Origin of the sequence: Streptomyces sp. NPDC093568, assembly GCF_044764945.1 — a bacterium.
GTDB lineage: Bacteria > Actinomycetota > Actinomycetes > Streptomycetales > Streptomycetaceae > Streptomyces.
On sequence record NZ_JBIWJD010000003.1, the window covers coordinates 690,929 to 714,791 of the forward strand.

Annotated in this window: 19 protein-coding genes and 1 pseudogene; 9 read left to right on the forward strand and 11 right to left on the reverse strand. The window is 71.0% G+C overall.

Annotation, left to right across the window (positions count from 1 at the left end):
• Positions 1 to 67: 67 nt before the first annotated feature.
• Positions 68 to 1,207 (reverse strand): annotated as a pseudogene (locus ACIRD7_RS17170) (ThuA domain-containing protein); the annotation flags it as partial.
• Between the two features lie 200 nt (positions 1,208 to 1,407).
• Here ACIRD7_RS17170 and ACIRD7_RS17175 point away from each other — a divergent pair.
• Complete coding sequence (locus ACIRD7_RS17175) at positions 1,408 to 2,610, forward strand: RNA-guided endonuclease InsQ/TnpB family protein (protein WP_403453722.1); 1,203 nt, start codon at positions 1,408 to 1,410, stop codon at positions 2,608 to 2,610.
• Positions 2,611 to 2,660: 50 nt separating this feature from the next.
• Here ACIRD7_RS17175 and ACIRD7_RS17180 read toward each other — a convergent pair whose 3' ends face one another.
• The 3 genes from ACIRD7_RS17180 to ACIRD7_RS17190 all read right to left on the reverse strand — a co-directional run bounded on the left by ACIRD7_RS17180 (position 2,661) and on the right by ACIRD7_RS17190 (position 7,540).
• Complete coding sequence (locus ACIRD7_RS17180; RefSeq protein ID WP_403453724.1) at positions 2,661 to 5,516, reverse strand: carbohydrate-binding protein; 2,856 nt, start codon at positions 5,514 to 5,516, stop codon at positions 2,661 to 2,663.
• A 225-nt stretch (positions 5,517 to 5,741) separates the two neighbouring features.
• Positions 5,742 to 6,953, reverse strand: a complete 1,212-nt coding sequence (locus ACIRD7_RS17185) for an MFS transporter (RefSeq protein WP_403453727.1) — start codon at positions 6,951 to 6,953, stop codon at positions 5,742 to 5,744.
• Complete coding sequence (locus ACIRD7_RS17190; RefSeq protein WP_403453729.1) at positions 6,950 to 7,540, reverse strand: helix-turn-helix domain-containing protein; 591 nt, start codon at positions 7,538 to 7,540, stop codon at positions 6,950 to 6,952. Before ACIRD7_RS17190 ends, ACIRD7_RS17185 begins: the two co-directional genes overlap by 4 nt.
• A 28-nt stretch (positions 7,541 to 7,568) precedes the next feature.
• On the opposite strand from ACIRD7_RS17190, the gene ACIRD7_RS17195 reads away from it, so the two are divergent.
• Both ACIRD7_RS17195 and ACIRD7_RS17200 read left to right on the forward strand, forming a co-directional pair.
• Positions 7,569 to 8,054 carry a GNAT family N-acetyltransferase gene (locus ACIRD7_RS17195; protein ID WP_403453730.1) on the forward strand — a complete coding sequence of 162 codons (486 nt, stop codon included), beginning with the start codon at positions 7,569 to 7,571 and terminating at the stop codon, positions 8,052 to 8,054.
• A gap of 102 nt (positions 8,055 to 8,156) precedes the next feature.
• Positions 8,157 to 9,884 (forward strand): MOSC domain-containing protein, encoded by a 1,728-nt coding sequence (locus tag ACIRD7_RS17200; RefSeq protein WP_403453733.1) that lies wholly within the window; start codon positions 8,157 to 8,159, stop codon positions 9,882 to 9,884.
• A 27-nt stretch (positions 9,885 to 9,911) separates the two neighbouring features.
• Here the strand turns inward: ACIRD7_RS17200 and ACIRD7_RS17205 are convergent, their stop codons facing one another.
• Positions 9,912 to 10,508 carry a 2'-5' RNA ligase family protein gene (locus ACIRD7_RS17205; RefSeq protein ID WP_403453734.1) on the reverse strand — a complete coding sequence of 199 codons (597 nt, stop codon included), beginning with the start codon at positions 10,506 to 10,508 and terminating at the stop codon, positions 9,912 to 9,914.
• 91 nt (positions 10,509 to 10,599) lie between these two features.
• Positions 10,600 to 12,201 carry an MFS transporter gene (locus ACIRD7_RS17210; RefSeq protein ID WP_403453735.1) on the reverse strand — a complete coding sequence of 534 codons (1,602 nt, stop codon included), beginning with the start codon at positions 12,199 to 12,201 and terminating at the stop codon, positions 10,600 to 10,602.
• A 166-nt stretch (positions 12,202 to 12,367) separates the two neighbouring features.
• Between ACIRD7_RS17210 and ACIRD7_RS17215 the strand changes: the two genes are divergently transcribed.
• Together ACIRD7_RS17215 and ACIRD7_RS17220 are read left to right on the forward strand one after the other, a co-directional pair.
• The gene (locus tag ACIRD7_RS17215) at positions 12,368 to 12,961 is read left to right on the forward strand and encodes a helix-turn-helix domain-containing protein (protein ID WP_403453736.1); all 594 of its coding nucleotides are present in this window, start codon (positions 12,368 to 12,370) and stop codon (positions 12,959 to 12,961) included.
• A gap of 92 nt (positions 12,962 to 13,053) precedes the next feature.
• Positions 13,054 to 13,908 (forward strand): class I SAM-dependent methyltransferase, encoded by an 855-nt coding sequence (locus ACIRD7_RS17220; protein ID WP_403453738.1) that lies wholly within the window; start codon positions 13,054 to 13,056, stop codon positions 13,906 to 13,908.
• Between the two features lie 16 nt (positions 13,909 to 13,924).
• On the opposite strand, the gene ACIRD7_RS17225 is transcribed toward ACIRD7_RS17220, so the two are convergent.
• On the reverse strand, positions 13,925 to 14,980 hold the full coding sequence (locus ACIRD7_RS17225; protein ID WP_403453740.1) for a LacI family DNA-binding transcriptional regulator: 1,056 nt from the start codon (positions 14,978 to 14,980) through the stop codon (positions 13,925 to 13,927).
• Between the two features lie 252 nt (positions 14,981 to 15,232).
• Between ACIRD7_RS17225 and ACIRD7_RS17230 the strand changes: the two genes are divergently transcribed.
• From ACIRD7_RS17230 to ACIRD7_RS17245, 4 genes are all read left to right on the forward strand, one after another.
• Positions 15,233 to 16,594, forward strand: a complete 1,362-nt coding sequence (locus ACIRD7_RS17230) for an extracellular solute-binding protein (protein WP_403453742.1) — start codon at positions 15,233 to 15,235, stop codon at positions 16,592 to 16,594.
• 21 nt (positions 16,595 to 16,615) lie between these two features.
• Positions 16,616 to 17,566: a carbohydrate ABC transporter permease gene (locus tag ACIRD7_RS17235; protein ID WP_177036963.1), complete on the forward strand. Its 951-nt coding sequence runs from the start codon at positions 16,616 to 16,618 to the stop codon at positions 17,564 to 17,566.
• A gap of 2 nt (positions 17,567 to 17,568) precedes the next feature.
• A complete protein-coding gene (locus tag ACIRD7_RS17240) occupies positions 17,569 to 18,468 on the forward strand; it encodes a carbohydrate ABC transporter permease (RefSeq protein ID WP_403453744.1) in 900 nt (299 codons plus the stop codon).
• A gap of 66 nt (positions 18,469 to 18,534) precedes the next feature.
• Entirely contained in the window at positions 18,535 to 20,358 is a 1,824-nt protein-coding gene (locus ACIRD7_RS17245; RefSeq protein ID WP_403453745.1) for a glycoside hydrolase family 2 protein, read from the forward strand.
• A 6-nt stretch (positions 20,359 to 20,364) separates the two neighbouring features.
• Here ACIRD7_RS17245 and ACIRD7_RS17250 read toward each other — a convergent pair whose 3' ends face one another.
• From ACIRD7_RS17250 to ACIRD7_RS17265, 4 genes are read right to left on the reverse strand one after another with little or no spacing between them, the layout of a single operon-like run.
• Positions 20,365 to 21,300, reverse strand: a complete 936-nt coding sequence (locus tag ACIRD7_RS17250; RefSeq protein ID WP_403453747.1) for an alpha/beta hydrolase — start codon at positions 21,298 to 21,300, stop codon at positions 20,365 to 20,367.
• Positions 21,301 to 21,307: 7 nt separating this feature from the next.
• On the reverse strand, positions 21,308 to 22,114 hold the full coding sequence (locus ACIRD7_RS17255) for a poly(aspartic acid) hydrolase (RefSeq protein WP_403453750.1): 807 nt from the start codon (positions 22,112 to 22,114) through the stop codon (positions 21,308 to 21,310).
• Positions 22,115 to 22,143: 29 nt separating this feature from the next.
• A complete protein-coding gene (locus tag ACIRD7_RS17260; RefSeq protein WP_403453753.1) occupies positions 22,144 to 22,467 on the reverse strand; it encodes a DUF4387 domain-containing protein in 324 nt (107 codons plus the stop codon).
• Positions 22,468 to 22,470: 3 nt separating this feature from the next.
• Entirely contained in the window at positions 22,471 to 23,832 is a 1,362-nt protein-coding gene (locus ACIRD7_RS17265; RefSeq protein ID WP_403453756.1) for an acyclic terpene utilization AtuA family protein, read from the reverse strand.
• Between the last annotated feature and the right edge of the window lie 31 nt (positions 23,833 to 23,863).

A 23,863-nucleotide genomic window follows, 5' to 3' on the forward strand; every position in this document is an offset into this window, starting at 1 on the left:
ATCACCGGATGAGCCCCCAGCGGTGGCCCGAACGGAGGGGCGCTCGGTCTCAGCCTGTGGCCGCCCCGAGGCTGAAGGTGTCGATGTCGAAAAGGGCTCCGCCGCCTCCGGTGAACCGCAGGAAGAGCGGCCCCGAGGCGGAGGCGGTGAGAGTCGTCGTCACGGTCGTGAACGTCTCCCAGCCCCCGGTGACCGGCACCGCCACCGAACCGAGCAGGGTGCCGCCCGCCGAGCCGGAACGGATCTCGATGGTGCCGCCCGCGCCCGCGGAGGACACCTTGGCGGTGAAGGTCTTCGCTCCCGCGGTGGTGACATGGGGGTAGCCCACCCAGTCGCCGTTGTCGATGTAGCCGAGGGTCTGCCCGCCGCTGGCCGGGGCGTGCGCGGCGACCTGCACGCCGGAGCCGGAGCCGTACGACTCGGCCTCGATCTGTGCGTTGCCGGCCGGAGCCGAGCAGTCGGCCGCCGCCTGCCCGGCTGCGTAGCGGACCCCGCCGAGCAGCAGGGAACGGAAGGCCGGCTCGGCGTAGGAGGCGGTGGTGTGGCCGAGCCCGGTGTAGAAGGACCGGCCCGCGCCCTGGCCGTGGCACCAGGTGATGGGGTGGTCGGCGCCCATCGAGCCGCCGCTGTAGGTGCTTTCGTCGAGCGTCTGCAGGACGTGCACCCTGGGACGCGGGTTGGCGCGGTAGTTGTACCACTCGTCGGAGCGGGTCCAGGTGGCGCCCAGGTGGGTGGTGGCCGGGTGCGTCCGGTCCTCGGTGCGGATCGTGGCCTGCTGGATCGCGGGGTGGCTCTGGAACCACGCCCCGACGAGCTGTCCGTAGTAGGGCCAGTCGTACTCGGTGTCGGCGGCCGCGTGGACGCCGAGGTAGCCGCCGCCGGAATCGACGTACGACTGGAACGCCGTCTGCTGCGAGGAGCTGAGGACGTCGCCGGTGGTGTTGAGGAACACCACGGCCTCGTAGTTCGCGAGGTTGGCCGCGGTGAAGGCCCCGGAGTCCTCCGTGGCCGTGACGGAGAAGTCGTTCTGCCCGCCGAGTGTGCGCAGGGCGTCGATGCCCGCCGGGATCGCGTCGTGCCGGAAGCCGGCCGTCCTGGAGAACACCAGGACGTCGAAGGAGGCCGCGTGGGCCGGGCCGGCCGGGGCGATCAGGGCGCCCAGCAGCCCCAGGGCCAGGGCCGCGGTGCCGTGGCGCAGCCGCCGCATCAGGATGTTCATGGTCATCAGGTCTTCCTTCGTGGATACCGCCGGCTTCAGCCGGGGGAGGAAACGAAGCTCCCGCGGGAGCGGGGCAGGGAGAGCCGATTCGCCGCCAGGGCGGATCGGCGTACACCGAAGTGCAGGTGAGGCAGCCCGCCCAGGGAAGGTGGTCTTAACTGTCAGTCCTCCCCGGTAGGTTGGGATGCATGACGACAGAAGTGAAGGCGGAGGTGTCCCGGCATTGCCGGTACACCTACCGTCTGCGCCTGTCGTCCACGGCCCGCACTGCTCTTGAGGCGGAGTGGGGCCGGGTGCGGTGGGTGTGGAATGAGTGCGTCGCGAAGTCCAGGGCCGTCAACGCGCACAACCGGGTAACCGGTGAGGGGGCGACGTGTGGTCCGGTGCAGCTGGCGGCGATGCTGACCGAGGCCCGCGCCCGCACCGGATGGCTGCGGGAAGGTGCGTGCGTTCCCCAGCAGCAGGTGATCCGCGACTTCGGCAAATCCCGCGCCAAGGCCCTCAAAGACATCAAGGCCGGTGTGCCGATGCGGCAGCGGGCCGGAATGCCCAAGTACAGGAAGAAGCGCGAGGCGCTGCCCACCCTCGAATACACCAGGCGCGGGTTCCGTCTCAAGGACGGTCGTCTGTTGCTTGCCGGCGGGATTGTGGTGCGGCCAGTGTGGTCGCGCCAGCTGCCCAGGCCCCCGTCGAGTGTGCGTGTGTACCGGGATGCGGTGGGGCACTGGTGGGCATCCTTCGTCGTCCCCGCCGTGACCGAACAACTCCCGGCGACCGGGCGTGTGATCGGGATCGACTGGGGCGTAAAGGAGACAGCCACCACCACATCCAACGCCCACGATCTTCCCCACCCGCAGCACGGGCGTACGGCCGCGCAGAAGCTGGCCCGCTACCAGCGGATGATGGCCCGGCGCCGTCCGGCCAAGGGACAGGGGGCCTCGAAGGGCTACCGTGAAGCGAAGCGGCAGACCGCGAAACTGCACCGGAAAGTCGCTGCCCAGCGGCAGGACACGGCCCGTAAGTGGGCCAAGAAGGTCGTCCGCGAACACGACGCGCTCGCTGTGGAGGACTTCCGGCCCAAGTTCCTCGCGAAGACCACCATGGCGCGCAAGGCCGCCGATGCGGCGATCAGTGCCACGAAGAAGGCGCTGGTGGAGATGGCGAGGAAGCATGGCAGGGCCGTGCATCTGGTCCACCCGGCGCATACCACGATGGACTGCGCCAAGTGCGGAGCGAGGACCAAGCACGCACTGCCTCTTTCCGAACGAACGTATACCTGCACCGCGTGCGGAGCCGTCTCCCCGAGAGACAAGAACTCCGCCCGTGTGATGCTGGTCCGGGCTGGTCTCAACCCGGCTGGTGCTGATCTTGTAAGCCCTGCCACCTGCTAGGTGTCAGGCGAAGTGAGCCAGGAATCCCCCTCCTTCAGGACGGGGAGGAGTCAACGCCCCTTTCGTGCCGCGGACGCGGACCGGGTGAGGGTGAAGGTGTCGACGTCGAACAGGGAGCCGGAGCCTCCTGTGAAGGTGAGGAAGAGCGGGCCCGATCCGGCGCCGTTCAGTGTGGTGCTGACCGTGGTGAAGGTGTCCCAGCCGCCGGTCACCGGCACCGTCACGGAGCCCAGCAGCGGCCCCGTCTGCGAGCCGGAGCGGAACTGGAGGGTGCCGCCGGCCCCGGCCGAGGAGACCCGGGCGGAGACGGAGGCCGCGCCGGCGGTGGAGACGGAGGCGTAGCCCGCCCAGTCGCCGTTGTCGATGTAGCCCAGCGTCAGACCGCCGCTGGCCGTGCCGTGCGCCGCCGACTGCACACCGTCGGCGGAGCTGTACGACTCCGCCTCCCACGGCGTGGTCGTGGAGGAGCCGGAGCCGAGGGTGAAGGCGTCGACGTCGAACAGGCTGCCCTGCCCGGTCGGGCCGCGGAACACCAGGAACAGCTCGGCAGTGCCGGCGGGCGCGCCGGAGAGGCCCGCGGTGACGTCGGTGAAGGTGTCCCAGCCGCCGGTCACCGGCACGGTCGCGGTGCCGAGCAGCGTGCCGGTCGCGGACCCGGCGCGGACCTGGAGGGTGCCGCCCGCTCCACCGGACGCCACCCGCGCGGTGAACTTCGTGGCGCCCGCGAGGACATACGGCTTGAACGAGATCCAGTCGCCGTCGTCGGTGTAGCCGACCGTCCGGCCGCCCTCGGCGGTGGCGTGGTTGGCGAGCTGGATGCCGGACTGGGCGCCGAAGTGCTCGCCCTGCCGGTGACGTGGTTGCAGGGTCCGCACGGAGTGCGTGGTCAGGCCGCCGGCGTCGGTGTACTCGGCGTCGAAGACTCCGTAGAGGTTGGCGGCGCTGTCGTGTTCGCCGTCGGCGGGCACGGTGAGATTGCCCTCGCAGCCGTTGGTGGAGGTGATGGCGTGGGTGTGACTGTCATGGCCGAGGAGATAGGTGAGCTTCACCTTGGAGCAGTCGACGGTGCCGTCCTCGGGGTCGCTGACCTGCACCTTGAACGGCACGGTGTCCCCGAAGGCGAACGGCTGCCCGTCCAGGGGCTGTTGGAGGGCCACCGTCGGCGCGGTGTTGCCCGCGGTGACCACCAGGCTGGCGGTGCCGGTCAGGCCCTGCGGATCGCGGACCGTGAGGGTGGGCCGGTAGGTGCCCGCGCTGGTGTATGTGTGGCTGGGGTCGGGCTGCGTGGAGGTGGTGCCGTCGCCGAAGTTCCAGGAGTAGCTCAGCGCCCCGCCCTCGGGGTCGGAGCTGCCCTGTGCGGAGAACCGCACGGTCAGTGGCAGGGCGCCGGAGGTGCGGTCGGCGGACGCCCGGGCGACGGGGTTGCGGTTGCTGCCCGCGATGTACTCGACTCGGTACAGGCCCGAGTTGTTGCCGCCGGTGCCGTAGTCCAGGACATAGAGCGCGCCGTCGGGGCCGAAGTCGGTGTCCATCACCTGGGTGCCGTTCCAGGGGACGTCGTCGATCGTGCCGTAGGAACCGTCGCTCCTGACCTCGATGGCCTTGATCCACTGCCGTCCGTACTCGGCGGCGAAGAAGCGGCCGTCGAGGGACTGCGGGAACTTCACCGTGGAGGACGAGTTCGGATCGTAGCGGTAGACCTCCCCGCCCATCGGGGACTCCGAGCCGCCGCCGAACTCGGGTGGTGAGCCGTCGAGTCCGTACTTGATCCAGCTGGGCCTGGCAGGGGGAAGCTGTCCCTGGCCGGTGTTGCGGAAGGAGTTGTTGGCGGGGCCACCCGCGCAGTTGTACTTGGCTCCGGAGGGGCCGCTCGGGAAGGTGTACTCGTTGTACGTCTCGCCGGTCGTGTTGGTGCCGGTGCAGTACGGCCAGCCGTAGTTGCCGGGCGAGGTGATGCGGTCGAACTCGACCTGGCCGCCCGGCCCGCGGTTGGGGTCGGTGCCGCCGGCGTCGGGGCCGTAGTCGCCGAGGTAGACCGTGCCGGTGGGCCGGTCCACGGACATCCGGAACGGGTTGCGGAAGCCCATCGCGTAGATCTCGGGGCGAGTGCCGGCCGTGCCCGGTGCGAAGAGATTGCCCGAGGGGACGGTGTAGCCGCCCGCGGCGGTCGGTTTGATCCTGAGCACCTTGCCCCGCAGGTCGTTGGTGTTGCCGGAGCTGCGCTGGGCGTCGAACTGGGGGTTGCGGTTGGTGCGTTCGTCGATCGGCGCGTACCCGGACGAGTCGAACGGGTTGGTGTCGTCGCCGGTCGTCAGGTAGAGGTTCCCGGCCGCGTCGAAGTCGATGTCACCGCCGACGTGACAGCACTGGCCGCGGTCGTTCGGCACCTCCAGGACGACCTTCTCGCTGGCCGGGTCCAGGGTGCCGTCGGTGCGCAGGACGAACCGCGACAGGTTGAGGTGGCCCTTCCACCGCTCGAAGTCGGCGGCGGTCCCGGTCGTGGGGGCGTCCCCCGCCGGTGTGTTCAGCTTGGGGGAGTAGTAGACGTACACGTACCGGTTGGTGGCGAAGGCGGGGTCGGCGGCGATCCCTTGCAGGCCCTCTTCGTCGTGCGTGTAGACGTCCAGCTTTCCGGCCTGTTTCGTGTTGCCGGCGGCGTCCGTGAGGCGGATCGTGCCGTCGCGGGCGGTGTGCAGGACCGACCGGTCGGGCAGTACGGCGAGCGACATCGGCTCGCCCGTCTCGGCCGCGCCGGTGGCGAGTTGGACCTGCTGGTAGTCGCCGGGCGGGAGGTCCGCCGGGGCTGCGGAGGCGGGCGTGGCCGTGGGTGCCGCCGTGGCGGCGCAGGCCAGCAGGAGCGCGAGCGCGGTGACCGTTCTCAGCCCCGCGCGGGGGCGCCGAAGCATGGGGGGTTGTCCTTCCTGACGGTGAGAGATGTCAGGCAAGGCGCGCGCCGGCCGCGCTTGCCGGGTGCTGGCGCGGGGTCGGCCACGGAGATGCCGTACCGCCGCATGGGTGCGCTACGTGCTGTACGTGAATTGCGGTGCGGTCAAAGGGAATTGCGGAACTCTGGTGGTGATTTGCATGCTGCTGAGGCCGGTCAAATATGTCAAGGCCCTGTCAAAATGGAGTCATTGATGCCGACGGGTGCTCCGAGCGCGCGTCCTCGTGACGTGCACCGTCCGTCGGGTGGTGCCCGTGCGCCCGATGGCCGTGGCGAGGAGGAGCGCGGCGATGGCCGTGAGTGTGACGCCCCGCCAGCCGAGTGCGCTGAGCAGCGGTGCGGCGAGCGCGGTGCCGAGGGCGCCGACCGTGAAGTAGAGCATGAGATAGACGCTGCTGAGGCTGCCCGAGCGCTGGGGGTCGAGGGCGATGACACGGCTCTGGTTGGCGGCCTGCGCCGCGAAGCAGCCGGCGTCGAAGAGCGCGAGTCCGAGGGCGGCCGCGGCCGGAGTGCTCAGGCCCGTCGCCAGCAGGGCGGTGCCCGCCACCGCGGTTGCCATGCCGGCGACGATCACGGTCCGCGGTCCGTGCCGGTCGATGAGGCGGCCGGTGAAGGGGAGTACGGCGAATCCGAGCACCCCGGCCAGGCTGTACAGGCCGATGGAGGCGGGGCTCAGGGAGTGGGGCGGCTGCGCGAGGGCGAGGGTGAGCGCGACCCAGACGAGGTTGAAGGCGAAGTACCACAGGCCCCCGGTGACCACGGCGCCGCGCAGTGGGGGATGGGTGCGCAGGAGCGACGGAAGCGAGGCCAGGGTGCGGCCGTAGCCGTGCTCGGGGTGTGGCCGTCGCCGGGGCAGGAACGTGAGGGCGGCGACCGCGCCGAACAGGGCGAGGCCGGCGAAGACGAGCAGCATCCGGCGCCACCCGAGGGCGTCGGTGAGTGCTCCGCCCGCCAGGCGGCTGAGCAGGATGCCGGCCGACATACCGGCGGCGACCGTGGCCACCCCGGAACCACGACGTCCGGGCGAGGCGTGCCGGCCCGCGATGTTGCCGGCCTGCGCGCCGACGCTCGCGGCGGCGCCGATGAGCAGGTAGGCGACCAGGAGCTGCACCGGGCCCGCCGCGGCGGCGCCGACGCCGAGAGCGAGCGCCAGTGCGGTGAGCTGCGCCGTGACCAGAGTGCGCGGGGCGAGGTGATCGGTCAGGGGCAGCAGGAGGGCGAAACCAGCCATGCAGCCGACGAGCGCGGCGGTCGGCACCAGGCCGATGAGGGAGAGGGAGACGCCGAGGTCGGCGGCCACGGCGGAGAGCGCGGGTTGCAGGGCGTAGTTGTTCGCGATGGCCGTACCGGCTATGGCTGCCAGGAGCAGCGTGCCGCCTCGCGGTAGGGGCCGGGTCACGGCTGTGTGCCGCGGGTGAGGACGACTGCGTACCGGCACTCGGCGTCGCCGGTGTTGGCGAAGACACGCTCGGAGGGCTCGCCGAGTTCGATCGTGTCGCCCGGGTCGAGCTCGTGCACGGTGTCGCCGTCGTGGAACGTCAGATGGCCCTCGAGGACCCAGACGACCTGGCGTACGAAGGCGAAGGCCGCGGCCGGATACGGCACCCGGGCGCCGGCGGGCAGTCGGATCTCGGCGATCTCCGCGGGGAAGTGCGGGCTGGTGATCTGACGGCGCCGATAGCCGGTGGCGGGGTCGCGCCACTCGGCCGCGTCGGCCCGGCGGCGCACCCCCGAGAGCTCGGGTGTCTCGTCCGGCGTCCCCTCGGCGAGGGCCAGCAGGGAGGCGACGCTGAGCTGGAAGGCGGCCGACAGCTTTCCGAGGACGACGGCGGTGGGGCTGCTCTCCCCGCGCTCGATCCTGCTGATCATGGCCTGGGACACGCCCGACGCATCCGCAAGCTGGGCCAGGGTCCATCGACGGCGTTCGCGCTCGGTGCGGACGCGGGCCGCGATGCGCCCCACCAGGGGATCTACTATGTTGGACATGAATCCAATATACGAGAGAGAGCGTCTCGTGACAGTGCGCCCGGCACACTCCGGCGACGCCGAGTCGATCCGGGCGATCCGCAACCACGCGATCGAGCACTCGACCGCCCTGTGGACCGAGACCCCGCAGTCTCCCGCCGACGCGGCGGCCTGGCTGTCCGTCCATCTGGAGCGCGGCTCGGCGCTCGTGGCCGAAGTGCGCGGTGAGGTGGCCGGATTCGCGGTCTACGGGCCGTGGCGAGACCTGGACGGATACCGCCACACCGTCGAGGACTCCGTCTACGTCCGCGAGGACCGGCTCGGACTCGGCATCGGCTCCGCGCTGCTCGCCGCGCTCGTCACGGCGGCACGCGAGGCCGGACACCATGTGATGATCGCCGGTATCGAGTCGGCGAACGCCTCCTCGGTCCGGCTGCACGAACGGTTCGGATTCCAGGTCGTTGGAGCGGTGCCCGAGGTCGGCACCAAGTTCGGGCGGTGGCTCGATCTGACGATCATGCGCCTGGCCCTGTGAGCCGGTAGCCGGACCGCCGACGGTGAGAGCCCCCCATGACGCCGTGATCGACGTGAGTCCGGACGTGAAGCGGCCTTTACTGGAACCGGGAGGAGACCCCCGATGGGATCAGTGCTGGCGGTGAACGTCGGAAAGCCGGCGAACGTGCCCTGGCAGGGCAGGGTCGTCTACACCGGTGTGTGGAAGCGGCCCGTACGTGGCCCCGTGATGGCCCGCCGGCTCAACCTCGACGGCGACGGCCAGGGCGACACCCAGGGCCATGGTGGAGAGCAACGCGCGGTGCTGGTCTACCAGATCGAGTCCTATCGGTACTGGCAGCGGCACTTCCGACGGGACGACTTCACCTTCGGTCAGTTCGGAGAGAACCTCACCGTCGACGGTTTGCCCGACGACGAGGTCTGCGTCGGCGACCGGTACCGCATCGGCGAGGCGGAGTTCGAAGTCACCCAGCCCCGGGTCACCTGCTACCGGGTCGGCCTGCGCATGGGCGAGCCCGAGTTGCCCGCCCTGCTGGTCAGCCACCACCGGCCGGGCTTCTACATGCGCGTCATCCAGGAGGGACACATCCAGGCCGGTGACACGATCACCAAGACCAGGACCGGGCCCGGCGCGCTGAGCGTGGCCGACATCGACGCGCTGCTCTACCTCCCCGGCCGCGACCCGGACATGCTGCGTCGCGCGCTGAACATCCCCGCGCTCAGCCCGGGTTGGCAGGGGTCTTTCCGTGAGCTGCTTGCCGCCGCCGACGGTCCGGGCCTGGCCGACGACGGCCCCGCCTGGGACGGGTTTCGCGAGTTGCGGGTGGACGATGTCGTGGCCGAGAGCACCACGGTCTTCTCCCTCCACCTGTCCGCACCCGACGGGACCCGACTCCCGAGCGCCCGGGCGGGCCAGTACCTCACGGTGCGGATCCCGCAGGCCGCGCGGCCCGCCCCGATCCGCAGCTACTCGCTTTCCTCGGCGCCGGACGCCGGGACCTACCGGATCAGCGTCAAGCACGAGCCGAACGGCACCGCCAGCGGCTATCTGACCACCGAGCTGCGTCCCGGCGCCGTCCTCGAAGTCGCGGCACCGCGCGGCGACTTCGTCCTCACCGAGAGCGCGGGGCCGGTTCTCCTGGTCTCCGCCGGTATCGGCCTCACCCCGGTGCTGTCCATGCTGCACGAACTCGCCGCCCGGCCCCTCGTCCCCGAGGTGTGGTGGATCCACGGTGCGCGCGGGCCGCGGGAGCATCCGCTGGCCGGCGAAGCACACGCCCTGCTCCGCGCCCTGCCGCACGCCCACGAGCACGTCTTCTACAGCGCGGCCACGAGCGAGGAAAGCCGTCGCTTCCATGCCTCTCCCGGGCGGCTCACCGAGGACGCCATGCTGGCTCTCGCCGTACCGCCTGACGCGAGTGCCTACGTCTGCGGACCCGCTTCCTTCATGACCGACATACGGCACGCCCTCACCGCTGCCGGCATCGACGCCGCCCGCATACACACCGAGCTGTTCGGGGCCCTGCCGTCCCTCACTCCGGGCCTCACCGGAGAGACCGGCCCGGCGCCTCACCAGCCAACCGGACCGCCGGGCACCGGACCGCAGGTGACCTTCGCCCGCAGCGGCCTCTCCGCGCGGAGTGCCGACGGCGAGCAGAGCGTGCTCGAACTCGCCGACACATGCGACGTCCCCACCCGCTGGAGCTGCCGTACGGGTGTGTGCCACACCTGCGTCACCCCGCTCCTGTCCGGCAGCGTCACCTACTCTCCCGCCCCGCTGGAGCCCCCACCGGACGGCCAGGTCCTCATTTGCTGCGCCCGGCCGAAGTCCGACGTCGTCCTGGACATGTGAGTCACCGGGCGCGCGGCGCGGTGAGGCTCAGTGGGTGCCCGGGTGGCGGACCTCGCCGGTCCCCAGGGTGATCATGGCCCTCGGCTTCATGGGCTCCTCGCCCCGACGGGAGAGCAGGACCATGTCCTCGACCGCGGCAGAGAGGCTGCCGAGCCGAGCGGCGCACTCGGCGGCCAGGCCTTTCGGGTCGTGGGTGCGGCCGAGGGAGAGGTGCGGGGTGAAGCGGTCACCGCGTCCGACGCAGAGGGGGAAGCGCTCCTGGAGTTCCCGGTGGAGGCGGGCCCAGGGCGCCGGGTCCGCCGCGGCCGGATCGAGCCAGATCGTCGCGTAGTGCCGGTGTCGGAAGTACCGCACACCGGTGAGGCGGGCGGTGAACGCCGTGCTTTCCCTCGCCGCGGCGGCGAGCAGCGGCACCGCCCGCGCGAACTCGGCCTCCGGTACGAAGCCGAAGAGCAGGTTCACATGCGGTGGCCAGCGCCGTACCTGTGGATCGTGCTCCCACCGGATGTCCTGGATCGCCGGCCAGAGCTCCGGCGGCGGCAGCCACGCCACCGCCGTCCGGGGCGTCGGCGCCACCTCCAGCGCGCTCGGCTCGCCCGCGCCCATATCCGCATCCCCGTCCACCTGGCCATGGTCCCAAACCGGCCGAAGGGAGGTGCCAGCGTCCGACGATGCCAAGGTGGGCGCGAATGCGCCCACCTGCGCCCGTGGGGGGTCACACAGCGGTCGCCTCGGCCGACTCCGTTGCCTCCGCCGGTGTCCGGGTGGGACGGCGCGGCCCTCGGACCACGACGAGGAGGAACAGGGCCGCCATGACGGCGACGCCGGCCCACATGGCGTGCTGCCAGCCGTCCACGAAGGACTCCCGGGCGGCGTGGATCATTTCCTGCGCCCGAGGGCCGGCCCGGTGTGCGGCGTCGAGGGCGTTGGCGACGCCTTCGCGTGCGGTGTCGGCCGGTGCCTGCGGAACGCCGGTGAGCCGGGAGTCGATGGCGTCGCGGTAGCCGGAGGCCAGCAGGGCTCCGAGCAGGGCCACGCCGAGGGCGGTGCCGAACTCGCGGGTCACGTCGTTGAGCGCGGACGCGACTCCCTGGCGCGCCCGGGGCAGGGAGCCGGTGATGGCCTCGGTGGAGGGCGTCATCGACAGGCCCATGCCGATGCCCATGGCGAGCATGCCGGGCAGGACGGAGAGATAGCCGCCGTCGACAGAGACGACGGCGGCCATCAGCGCCAGCCCGGAACCGGCCAGGGCGATCCCGGTGGCCATGGTCGCCCGGGCCCCGATGCGCGCGGCCAGCTGCGCAGCGAGGCCGGATGCCGCCATCATCAGCACGGCCATCGGCATCAACGCCAGCGTGGACAGCAGTCCCGACCAGCCGAGGACGGCCTGGAGGAAGGGGAAGAGGACCACGAAGATGCCCGCCTGGACCCCGAACACCGCCAGCAGCGTGACGGAGCCGGCGGCCAGGGACCGCTCGCCGAACAGCCGCACGTCCAACAGCGCGGCATCGCCCAGACGCAGTTCCCGGACGACGAAGGCACCGGCGGCGACGACACCGACGACCAGGCCGAGCAGCGTCATGGGCGCGGTCCACCCGCGCTCCGGGCCTTCCTGGAGGACGAAGATCAGTCCGGCCACCGCGACGACGGAGGTCAGCGCGCCGACGGTGTCGAAGGGATGCCCGGCCCTCTCGCGGGAGTCGGGAACCGATCGCAGAGTCAGGACGAGAGCGACCGCGACGAGCGCGACGGGCAGGACGAACAGCCACCGCCAGTCCGCCACGTCGACCAGGGCGGCGGAGAGGAACATGCCGAGAACCCCGCCCCCTCCGGCGACACCCGTCCACACGCCGATCGCCTGTCCCCGCTCCTCCTTGGGGAAGGTCGAGGTGATGACGGCGAGCGTGATCGGCATGATCATCGCCGCGCCGACGCCGCTGAACAGCCGCGCGGCGAGCATGACCTCGGTCGACGGGGCGAGACCGGCCGCGGCACTGGCGATGCCGAAGACGGCCAGGCCGGCGAGCAGCACGGTCCGGCGGCCGAAGCGGTCGCCGATCGCGCCGAGCGGCAACAGGAGTGCGGCCAGGCTGAGCGTGTAGATGTTGATCATCCACAGGATCGTGCGCTGCGACGCTCCGAAGGTGACGGCGAGGTCGGGCTGGGCGACGTTCAGTCCGGAGACGGAGGCGATCACGGCCATCAGCGCGACGCAGACGGTGATGAGGATCGTGCGACGCCGGCGCGCGTCGGGCACGGCCTCACCATGGAGGACGCTGGGCTCGGTACTCGGCGGGCCGGGCTGGTTCGTACTCATGGATTCCTCTCGAGAAGGCATGCGGAAGTCGGCGCCGTGGGCGCAGGGGGAGACGAGGGGGCGGGCCCCGGCTTCAAGTCCGGGGGCCCGCGAAGGTCCCGGTCGTCGTGGGGCCGACCCGTACGACGCTAAGCGCACCTTGCTCGCGAGGCATACACTCTTGCCTATGACGCAAGACAATGGTGAGCTGGACAGCCTGGTACGCAAACGCATCCGCGCCCTGCGTGTGGCTCAGGGCTGGTCCCTGGAAGAGCTGGCCGCTCGTGCCAAGCTCAGTCAGGCCACGCTCAGCCGCATCGAGAACGGACAGCGCCGCCTCGCCCTGGACCAGCTCGTCACGCTCGCCCGTGCGCTGGACACCTCACTGGACCAACTCGTCGAGACCGCCACCGACGACGTCATCGCCAACCCCCAGATCGACGCCGCCCACGGGCTGATGCGCTGGCCCATCAAGGCGGAGCCCGGCATGACCGTCGTACGTCAGCGCATGACCGACCCGCCGCCCGACAAGCCTTCCCGCATGCGCGCTCACGCGGGCCGCGAATGGTTCGTGGTCCTCTCCGGCACCGCCATCCTGTTCCTGGGCAACCGGCGCCTGCGGATCGAGACGAACCAGGCGGCGGAGTTCCCCACGATGCTGCCCCACGCCATCGGAGCCGAAGGGGGACCGTGCGAGATCCTCGGCATCTTCGACCGGGACGCCCGACGCGGTCACCAGCGCGGTGACGACGCGGGAACCGCGAACCGCCCGTCACCGTGACCGGTTGCGCGTCCCGCACGGCGGCGGGCCATCTTCTTGCGCATCCGGAAACACAGCACGTCGCGGGCGGTCGGCCCGCCTAGCTTGGGCGCATGAGTCACCCCTCTTCGCACACCGCGCACCACGAGCACGAGCAGCACACCGGCGACCAGGTGGAGATCCTCGACCTGGACGCGGAAGTGCTCGCCGAACACACCGCGTCCATCACGGCATGGCTGCCTCTGGAGGCCGACCCCCGGCAGGTCGTGGACCTCGGCTGCGGAACCGGAGCCGGCACGCTCGCTCTGCTCAAACGCTTCCCCGGGGCCGCGCTGACGGCCGTCGACGCCTCAGCGGCTCACCTGCGCCGGCTGGGGGAGCAGGCGGCGGCGGCCGGAGCCGCGGACCGGGTGCGCCTCGTCGAAGCCGACCTCGACGCGACGACATGGCCCGAACTCGGCACGTCGGAACTCGTCTGGGCTTCGGCCTCCCTGCATCACCTGGCCGACCCCGACCGCACCCTGCGCCAGATCCACGATCTGCTGGCGCCCGGCGGGCTCTTCGCCGTCGTCGAACTGGCCGGCTTCCCCAGGTTCCTGCCCGAGGGCGCCCCTGACGGCGCGGACGCCCTCGAAGAGCGATGCCACGGCGCCCTCGACCACCACCACGCCGCGCGCCTTCCGCACCGGGGCGCGGACTGGGGCACCAAGCTGGAGCAAGCCGGCTTCACCCTCGAAGGCCGGCGCACCCTCGCCGTCAGGATCGGCCCACCCGCCACCGCGGCGGTACGCCGCTACGCGTTCGCCGGTCTGCGCCGCATGCGCGGCAACGTCGCCTCCGCCCTGAGCCCCGAGGACCTGACCGCGCTCGACGAACTGCTCGACGCCGACAGCCCCCACGGGATCCTGCGCCGCGGTGACCTGGTGATGCGCACCGAGCGCACGGTGTGGGCCGCACGGCGCGCCTGAACCCGCTCCAGGGGTTTCACCCGCGCCGGCCGACGCCCTCCGTGCTTTCACGCAACACCAGACGATGCGCCACCACGAGGTCCTGAGGTGACCGCACGTCGGCCGGAGAGGCGTCCGTCGGCGTGGATCCCGACGCCTCGTCCATCCGGTGCTGCAGGAGTTCGACGGCGACCTGGGCCACCGCGGCCTTGTCCGGGGCCACGGTGCTCAGGGTGGGCACGCTGAACCGCCCTGCCTCCACGTCGTCGAAGCCGATGACGGCGACCTCCTCGGGAACCCGGACGCCGCGCTCGTGCAGCGCGCGCAACGCGCCCAGCGCCAACTGGTCGTTGAGGCACAGCAGTGCGTCAGGACGGGAGCCCGCGCTCAGCGCCCGGACCACCGCGTCGGCGCCGTCGGGCATCCGGAAGGACGCGACGGGCAGGAGAGCGGCAGGATCGTAGGCGATGCCCGCCTCCGCCAGCGCGGCGCGGTAGCCGCGGGTGCGGGCCTCGGCCGTACCGGGGCGCGGGTCGCTGCGACCGCCGATGACCATGATGGAGCGGCGCCCGAGACCGATCAGGTGCTCGGTCGCCTCCCGCGCGGCCTTCTCGTTGTCGATGGCGACGTGGTCGGCGCCTTCCTCCAGCAGTTCGCCGATCAGCACGGTGGGCGGAGCGCCCGCACGGTCACGGAGGTCGTCGGGGGTGAGGGCGAGCGGGCTGAGGATGACACCGTCGACGAAGCTGGAGCCGAACCCGGTCAGCGCCGCCAGCTCGTGATCACGATCCGCCCCGGTCTGGTGGATCAGCACCGTCAGGGAGCGCCGCTCTGCCTCGCGGATGACGTGCCGGGCGAGCTCGGCGAAGTACGGGACGTCCAGTTCGGGAACGACGAGGGCGATGATGCCGGTCCGGCCCTGGCGCAGATGGCGGCCGGCCAGGTTCACCTTGTAGCCGAGTTCCTCGATGGCCTCGCGGACCACGCGCCTGGTCCGGTCGGACACGTGGGTGTAGTCGTTGATGACGTTGGACACCGTCTTCTCCGACACACCGGCGAGCCGCGCGACGTCCTTGATCCTGGGTCGTGCCACCGGAACCTCCCTACCCCTCGGCGCTGCTGAGTTTATGTCCCGTTGCGGATCGGCAGCGAGATCCGCGGGTTGTGGGGGCCTTCGTTTCCGGCCGGGCCGCCTGGCTCTTTACAGCCAATGTACATCGATGTAAAAACGAGCCACCGCACCGGTTCGGCCGGTGCGCCCCCGCCTGACCCAGGCGGTGGGTCACCCCCCGGGCGTGCTCCACCGCCGGTCCGGCATGCGTGTCCGGCCGTCGGAAGGTCCGCGATGTTCTCCCGCTTCTCCGCTTCACCGCCAGCCCCCGCACCCGGTGCGGAACCCGGACTCACCCGCCGCAGGCTGCTGCGCCACGGCACCGCGGCCGCCGGCGCGCTGCTCGCGGCGGGCCCGTTGTCCGGCTGCGCCTCACCGGCCGCAGCCGACGCCTCCGCCCTGAGCGTCTGGGATCTCTTCCAGGGCGGCGACGGCATGCTGATGGACGACATGATCAAGGCCGTCTCCGAAGGCCCGCAGGGCTTCGAGGTGGAGCGGACGATCCTGGACTGGGGCCCGTCGTACTACACCAAGCTGGCCATGTCGGCCGCGGGCGGCCGGGCCTCCGACGTGGCGATCCTGCACCTGTCCCGGCTGGCCGGATATGCGCCCGGCGGCCTCCTCGACCCCTTCGACCTGGACCTGCTCGCCGAATTCGGCGTCAGCCAGAAGGACTTCGCACCGGCGGTATGGTCCCGCACGCAGCACGACGGGACCGTCTACGCCATCCCGCTCGACGTCCATCCCTTCATCGTGTTCTACGACAAGGACGCCGCCGACCGGGCCGGTCTGCTCGACTCCTCCGGTGAACTGGCGCCGATGGGCTCCCCGGAGGCCCTGCTCGACGCAGGCAAGGGGCTCGCGAAGGCGACCGGGCAGAAGGGCATCCTGTTCGGCCACGTCACCGACACCGCCCAGACCTGGCGGCAGTTCGCCGCCTTCTACGCCCAGACCGGCGCCGCCTTCACCCTGCCGGACGGCGGCCCTCCGCGGATCGACGTCGACGCCGCCGTCCGCGTGGTCACCTTCATGCAGCAGCTGTTCGACGGCCGTACCAACCCCAACAACCTCGACTACAACGGCGCGATGGCCGGGTTCATCGGCGGCCGCGGCGGCATGATCATGCTCGGCGAGTGGGAGCTGCCCACGCTGAAGAAGTCCGGCATCCCGCTCGGCGCCGCCCGGTTCCCGCAGGTCTTCGACAAGCCGGGCGTCTACACCGACAGCCACAGCTTCGTCCTCCCGCATCAGGAGAACCCCGACCCCGCCCGGCGCCGCCAGGCCCACCGGTACGTCGCGGAGATGGTCAAGCAGAGCCTCACCTGGGCCGGCGCCGGTCACATCCCCGCCTACCAGCCCGTACTGGCCGAGCCGGAGTACGCCGCCCTCGACCCGCAGTCGTCCTACGCGGACTCCGGAGAGGTCGCGGTGCTCGACCCGCCGAACTGGTTCGCCGGGGCCGCCTCGAACTTCCAGAACCGGATGTGCCAGCCCCTCCAGGCGGCACTGCTGGGCAACACCTCCGCCGAGAAGGCGGTGCGCCAGATGGTCCGCGAGGCGGACACGCTGCTGCGGCAGCCCAACCCGGTGGCCTGACGAGCAGAAGGAGTGACCCACGTGACCACCACCGCACCCCCCGGCACCGACACCGTGACCGGCCCGGCCTCCGACCGCCCCGGCGGCCTCCGCCGTATCGGCCTGAAGGCCGGCCGGACCGCACAGGGTCCCGGCCTCGTCTTCGTCGTGCCGTTCCTGCTCGTCTTCGCCCTGTTCCTCGTCTGGCCCATCGTGCACGGGCTCTGGATGAGCTTCACCGACAGCTCACTCGCCCTGCGCGACACGGCCTTCGTCGGCTTCGACAACTACGCCGAGGCGTTCGGCGATCCGGACGTCTGGAGCAGCCTCGGCAACACGGTCGTCTTCACCGCCATCTCCAGCGTTCCGCTGGTGCTGATCGCACTGGCGATGGCCCTGCTGGTGCACAGCGGCCTCGCCGGACAGTGGGCGTGGCGTCTGGCCTTCTTCGCCCCCTACCTGCTGCCCGTCACCGTGGTGACGCTGATCTGGACCTGGCTCTACCAGCCGGAACTCGGCCTGGCGAACCAGTTCCTCGACACCATCGGCATGGCACCCGTCGGCTGGCTCTCCGACGAATCCGTCGCGATGTGGTCGATCGCAGCCCTCACCGTCTGGTGGACGGTCGGCTTCAACTTCCTGCTCTACCTCGCCGCGCTCCAGTCCCTGCCCTCGACCTATTACGAGGCCGCCGCGCTGGACGGCGCCGGAGCGTGGCGGCGCCTGTGGTCCATCACCCTGCCGCAACTGCGCCGGACCACCGCACTCGTCGCGATGCTGCAAGTCCTCGCCTCGCTCAAGGTGTTCGACCAGATCTACATCCTCACCAAGGGCGGCCCCAACGGCTCGACCCGCCCGGTCCTGGAATACGTCTACGACGTCGGCTTCACCGGCTACCGGCTCGGCTACGCCTCCGCCGTCTCCTACCTCTTCTTCGCGCTCGTCATCGTCGTCTCGCTCGTGCAACTGCGTCTCTTCCGCCAGGAGGACTGACCGTGTCCGCCACCGCAACACCCCTTCGCCCGCGGCGCCGTACCTTCCAGGCGCCCGCCGAACCCTCCCCGGTCCTCGGACACGGCCGGCTGCCCCGCGTCCTGGCCGGCACCGCGCTGGCCGTCCTCGCCGCCGTCTGGCTGCTGCCGTTCGTCTGGGCCGTCGCCACGTCGGTGCAGAGCGAGCAGGACGCCGCGTCGCCCGGTCTCTCCCCGATCAAGGGCGCCTTCACGACCGAGGCGTACCAGCAGATCCTGGAACGCGGGAACGTCACCGTCTGGGCCTTCAACAGCTTCCTCATCGCAGGCTTCGTCACCCTGATCACGGTCGTCGTCTCCACGCTCGCCGCGTACGGCTTCTCGCGCGGCACCTTCCGCGGTCGCCGGACCCTGCTCGCCGTGACGGTCGCCGCGATCCTGGTGCCGCCGCAACTGCTCGTCGTACCGCTCTTCGAGCAGATGCTGCTGTTCAACCTGGTGGACACCTACGCGGCGGTCATCCTCCCGCAGGTCGTCGCGCCCATGATGGTCTTCATCCTCAAGCGTTTCTTCGACGGCATCCCGCGGGAGCTGGAGGACGCGGCCCGCATGGACGGAGCCTCGGAGTTCCGGGTGTTCCTGTCGATCGTGCTGCCGCTGTCCCGGCCGATCGTCGCCGCCGTCGCGATCTTCGTCTTCATCGGTGCGTGGAACAACTTCATGTGGCCGTTCATCGTCACCAACGACCCGGACCTGATGACCCTCCCCGTGGGCCTGGCCACCGTCAAGGACGCCTTCGGCATCCAGTACGCCCAGTCCATGGCCTCCGCAATGCTGGCGGCGCTCCCACTGATCGTGGTGTTCCTCTTCTTCCAGCGCCGCATCGTCGACTCGGTCGCCACCACCGGCCTCGGCGGCTCCTGACCTCACCCCCTCGCCGTACTCACAGGCCGGCGGCGACCCGCCGGCCCCCGATCGACTGGAGCATGTGTGCCCACCCCCTCCGTACCGCGCCCGGAGTATCCGCGACCGCAGTTCGTGCGGCGCGACTGGCTCAACCTGAACGGCGCCTGGCAGTTCGAGACCGACCGAGGGGACAGCGGGCTCGAACGCGGCCTGCTCGGCCGCGAGCTGCGCGACGAGATCCTCGTGCCGTTCCCGCCCGAGTCCGAGCTGTCCGGCATCGGCGACACCGACTTCCTGGAGGCAGTCTGGTACCGGCGCGCCCTCACCCTGCCCGCCGAATGGGCCGGCCGCCGCGTGCTGCTGCACTTCGGAGCCGTCGACCACGACACCACCGTGTGGGCGGACGGCAAGGAGGTCGCCCGGCACCGCGGCGGCTTCACCCCCTTCACCGCCGACCTCGGCGACATCGCGGGCAGCGGTGAGGAGGTCGTGATCACGGTCCGGGCCCGCGACCCCAAGTCCGGCCCGCAGGCCCGCGGCAAGCAGGCGATCCAGTACGCCAACCACGACTGCAACTACACCCGCGTGACCGGCATCTGGCAGACCGTCTGGCTGGAGCCCGTCCCCGAACTGCATCTGCGGCGCCCCCGCATCACCCCCGACCTCGCCGGCTCCGCCTTCCACCTCGAACTCCCGATCTCCGGCAACCGCCCCGGCCACCGGGTACGTGCCGTCCTCAGCGACGCCGACGGCGAGGTGAGCCGCGCCGGGGCACGCGCCGACCTGGACCTGGCCCCGCGCCTGCACCTGCCCGTCCCCGACGACCGGCGCCGCGAATGGAGTCCGGAGGACCCGCATCTGTACGACCTGCGGCTGGAGCTCCTCGACGCGACCGGTCAAGTGGTCGACGGCGTGGACAGCTACGCGGGTCTGCGCGCCGTGGGCCTGCGCGGCAAGGCCGTCCTGCTCAACGGCCGCCCGCTCTTCCAGCGCCTCGTCCTCGACCAGGGCTGGTACCCGGACGGGCTCATGACCGCGCCGACCGACGAGGCCCTGGTGCGCGATATCGAGCTGGCCCTGGAGGCCGGCTTCAACGGGGCCCGGCTCCACCAGAAGGTGTTCGAGGAGCGTTTCCTGTACCACGCCGACCGCCTCGGCTACCTGGTCTGGGGCGAGTTCGGCGACTGGGGCTGCGAGGTCGGCGGCTCCTCGGGCGACAACCAGCAGCCTGACGCCTCGTACGTCGCCCAGTGGCTGGAAGCCGTCGAACGGGATTACTCCCACCCCTCGATCATCGGCTGGTGCCCGCTCAACGAGACGTACCAGAAGCTCCACGACCGCATCACCCGGCTCGACGACGTCACCCGCGCGATGTTCCTGGCCACGAAGGCGATGGACGCCACCCGCCCGGTGATCGACGCCTCCGGCTACGCCCACCGCGTCGCCGAGACCGACATCTACGACTCACACCACTACGGGCAGGACCCCGAAGCCTTCCGCGAGCTGATGTCGGGGCTGGCGAAGGACGCCCCGTTCGTCAACTCCCATGAGAGCGGCGCCCCTTACTCGGTGCCGTATCGCGGTCAGCCGTACTTCGTCAGCGAGTTCGGCGGCATCTGGTGGGACCCCGAGGCGGCCGCCGCCCAGTCCGGCGAGGACCGCACCGAGTCCTGGGGCTACGGCGAACGCGTCCGCGACGAGGAGGAGTTTTACGCCCGCTTCGCCGGCCTCACCGGCGTACTGCTCGACGACCGCGACATGTTCGGCTACTGCTACACCCAGCTGACCGACGTCTTCCAGGAGCGCAACGGCATCTACCGCTTCGACCGCAGCTCCAAGCTCGACGTCGACCGTGTCCGCGCCGCACAGGAGCGCCCGGCGACGATCGAGGAAGAGGGCACGGCCTGAGGCCTCTCACTCCAACTCTCCCTCCGGGTACGCCACATCGGCGCACAGGTCGTCGAGCAGGTCGCGGAACGCCGTGTTCATTCGTACGACCGCATCCTTGGCCGCCCCGGAGAGCCCGGCGTACTTGAAGTAACCGTGGGGGAGGGTCGGCTCCTCAGAGGCCAGTACGTGTACGCCCGACGCCCGCAGTCGCTTCAACAGGACGCGGGCGTCGTCACGCAGAGGGTCGAGCGCCGCGCTGAACAGCACCGTCGGCGGCAGGACGGCGAGGTCCTCGGACAGCACCGGGGCGAAGCGCGGGTCCTGCCGCTGCGCCGGATCGGACACGTAGGCCTCGATGAACCACTCGACGGCTCGGGAGGTCAGCCCGTATCCCTCGGCGAACTCGGCGCGTGAAGGCAACGCCGGGTCGCCCGAGACGAAGGGGCAGGCGAGCAGCTGTGCGACCGGGGCCGAGGGCGATGACGCGAGGGCGAGAGCGGCGCCGAGGGCGAGATTCGCTCCGGCGCTGCTGCCCACGACCGCGACCCGGGCCGCCGCGCCGTCGAACAGCGCGCCCGCGTTCTCGTGCACCCAGCGGACGGCCTCCACCGCGTCCTCGTGGGCACGGGGGAACCGGTGCTCGGGAGCAAGCCGGTACCGCACCGACACGACCGGCCGCCCCGTGACCTCGCGCAGCGTCCGTGCCTGAGCGTCGTGCGAATCCAGGTCTCCCTTGACGAAGCCGCCGCCGTGGAAGAAGACGAGGACGCAGTCGTCGCGAAGGCCCTGGTAGAGGCGGACCGGAAGGGACCGGCCTCGCAGCGGTGCGATGTCATCGCGCACCAGCGGATCGTGGACCGGGCGGACGGCCGAAGGCGCGCGCAACGACCGCAGGTCGGGCTTCACCTCGGCGGTCCTGAGGACCTCGGCGATCCACGGATCGAGTTCGGGTGCTACCAAGGCGGGGTCACCGGGCCAGGCATGCGGCGAGGAATCGCTGCACCGCGGGTAGAACGGCGAAGTGGTCGTGCGCTGTGTCCGGGACCGTGTCGAGGCGCGCGTCGATGCCGTGTTCACGCCAGTTGGCATACAACGCCTGGATGCGCTCGACGCGGTTGCTGCCCGCCGGGATGGGGCCGCGGGCGTCGGGCGGCGCGAGTTCGGCACTGCCGGTGTCGTTCTCGCCGATGACCAGTTGGACGGGCACGTCGCGCAGCGCGCCGGGGTCGACCTCGATGCCGAACCGTTCCTTGGCATCGGACGTGCCGTGCCACCAGGTCCTCGTCGGATCCAGCAGCGTGACCCGTCCGGGCGCTCCGACGGACAGCGAGGCCAGCCGGTCGGGGTGCAGATAGGCGAAGCGGTGCGCGAACTGGCCACCGCCGGAGAACCCGTGCAGATGGAAGCGGTCGGTCCGCACATGCCATCGGGCGGCGGCCTCCTCGACCATGGCGAGGAGCGTCTCGTCGGCCCGGAACTCGGCCGGGGAGAGCAGCTTGTAGCTGTCCACGTCATTGGGACCGGTGATCCCGGCGGGGAACAGCGGCACGAGGACGACACAGTCCTGCCGCTCGGCGAACTCGGCGAAGGCGTTGCGCAGGGTCTCGGCGCGACGCCGGGTCCCGTGCACGGCGATCACCAGTGGACGGGGCGCACCCTCGGGGCCGTGCCCCTCGGGGACGTACAGGGAGTAGGAGAACCGTGGGTCGCGGGCCAGCGCGAACTGCGCGGTGGGGCCGGTGAGGAAGCCCACGCCGGGGTGGTCCGCGGGCAAGTCCCAAGGGGAAAGGGGGCGTTCGGCGGTCACGAGGCGCGGTCCGTTTCTATGGGGAGATCCATCAGCGGGGCGTACTGTTGGCCGGCGTAGCAATCGGCGTCGCGCAGGTCGCCCTGGACCGCGGGGCGGGGGAGGGAGACCTTCACGGCGAGGGCCAAGGGGTGGTTGACGAGCAGGATGTCCGCGGGGTGGACGCCGTAGAGCCGGGAGAAGAGGTCCTTGTCGAGGAAGCCGGTGGCGACGAGGGCGTCGTAGGCGGCCTGGTCATGGCACATGAAGTCGAAGGTCAGGGTGAAGGGGCCGGCGTTCTTGGAGCGGACCAGGGAGCAGAAGTCCAGCAGGGTGGTCATGGCTCACACCTCCTCGGTGACGGTGCGGAACAGTTCGGTCGGGGTGACGCCGGTGACGACGTGGTTCAGGGTGAAGCGGTACAGCGGCCCGCGGTCCGTCTCCGGCGGGGAGAAGGGGTAGGCCAGCGTGGAGACCAGGCCGTCGTACTCCGGGATCGGCAGGTGGCTGCTCGCGTGCGCGACGAAGGTCGCGACGGCGTGGGCGGTGGCCTGGTCCGGGGCGGTCACCGTGATGAGGACGCCGATCTCACGGGGGCGCAGCGGCTCGGGTTCCGCCGTCGCGAGCACGGCGCCGTCGCCGTAGAGGCGGAAGTCGATGTCCACGTCGGAGGGGTCGACATCGCCGCCGAACACGTCGAGGGTCTTGTCCGCGAAGTACTTCTTGGCGAAGGGCACCAGGTCGGGCAGGTGCCGGATGACGACCTGGTCGCGGACGCCGCCGACGATGACGGTCTGGTGGCCCACGAGTTCGGCGCCTTCGAGCTTGTTTGTGTAGCCGTCCGACGGCATGAAGCGTGCCCCGCGCACCCGGACGGTCCGCTCGTCGACGGCTTCGTACGTCGCCTCGGTGGTGTCGAGGATTCCGGACGGCTCGACTATGCGGAACGGGTCGGCGTTCTCGTACAGGGTGTGCGCTGCGACGGAACGAGGGGTGAGGTGGCTGTCCTCGGCGAGCGTGGTGACGTCGAAGTGGTCGTCGCGCAGGTGTACCAGGAGGCCGTTGGCCGACGGTGGGACGGCGCAGGCGGCGCCGCACTCGATGGTCTTGGCCATGTGCCAGGTCAGCCCGGGGTCGGCTCCGCGCATATGGGGGACCGCCGCGAACAGCGCGGTGTCGCTGGCCCGGCCGGTGAGGATCACGTCGCAGCCGGAGCGCAGGGCCTCCTCGATCGGCTCCACGCCCATCATGGCGACGGTGTGACTGCGTGCGAACAACTCCCGTTCGATCTCGGGCGCATGGGGCAGCGGCGCGATGCGGCCGGCGTCGAAGAACGCCTCCAGTCGCTCGGAGGGCTGGTCGGAGTAGATCAACCCCATGGTGAAGTGCAGGTTCTCGGCTTCGGCGATACCGCGCACGAGTCCGGCGACCCGATCGACGCCGATGTCCCGTCCGCTGGTCCCGCAGGACCCGATGATCAGCGGTACGCCGAGTTCGTCGCGTGCCCCGAGCAGCAGGCGCAGATCGCGGGTGACGGCCTGGTCGGAGAGCTTGGGTGTGCCGGAGCCGAGGGCCGCGGGCCCGGAGTCGGTCGACCCGGCGTCGCAGGCGATGACGTGAGGCCTGGCCGCGACGCCGCGTCGGAACGCTTCGGCGTCGAAGCCGGCGCCGAGGGCTCCGGTCGGAGCGAGGATGCGGAACTCCATGAATGTCTCTGTTTCCTGTGCGATGGGGCGT

Coding starts and splice junctions, on each gene's coding strand:
- ACIRD7_RS17175 (WP_403453722.1), top strand. CDS start 1,408: ATGACGACAGAAGTGAAGGCGGAGGTGTCCCGGCATTGCCGGTACACC.
- ACIRD7_RS17180 (WP_403453724.1), bottom strand. CDS start 5,516: ATGCTTCGGCGCCCCCGCGCGGGGCTGAGAACGGTCACCGCGCTCGCG.
- ACIRD7_RS17190 (WP_403453729.1), bottom strand. CDS start 7,540: ATGTCCAACATAGTAGATCCCCTGGTGGGGCGCATCGCGGCCCGCGTC.
- ACIRD7_RS17200 (WP_403453733.1), top strand. CDS start 8,157: ATGGGATCAGTGCTGGCGGTGAACGTCGGAAAGCCGGCGAACGTGCCC.
- ACIRD7_RS17210 (WP_403453735.1), bottom strand. CDS start 12,201: ATGAGTACGAACCAGCCCGGCCCGCCGAGTACCGAGCCCAGCGTCCTC.
- ACIRD7_RS17215 (WP_403453736.1), top strand. CDS start 12,368: ATGACGCAAGACAATGGTGAGCTGGACAGCCTGGTACGCAAACGCATC.
- ACIRD7_RS17220 (WP_403453738.1), top strand. CDS start 13,054: ATGAGTCACCCCTCTTCGCACACCGCGCACCACGAGCACGAGCAGCAC.
- ACIRD7_RS17230 (WP_403453742.1), top strand. CDS start 15,233: ATGTTCTCCCGCTTCTCCGCTTCACCGCCAGCCCCCGCACCCGGTGCG.
- ACIRD7_RS17260 (WP_403453753.1), bottom strand. CDS start 22,467: ATGACCACCCTGCTGGACTTCTGCTCCCTGGTCCGCTCCAAGAACGCC.
- ACIRD7_RS17265 (WP_403453756.1), bottom strand. CDS start 23,832: ATGGAGTTCCGCATCCTCGCTCCGACCGGAGCCCTCGGCGCCGGCTTC.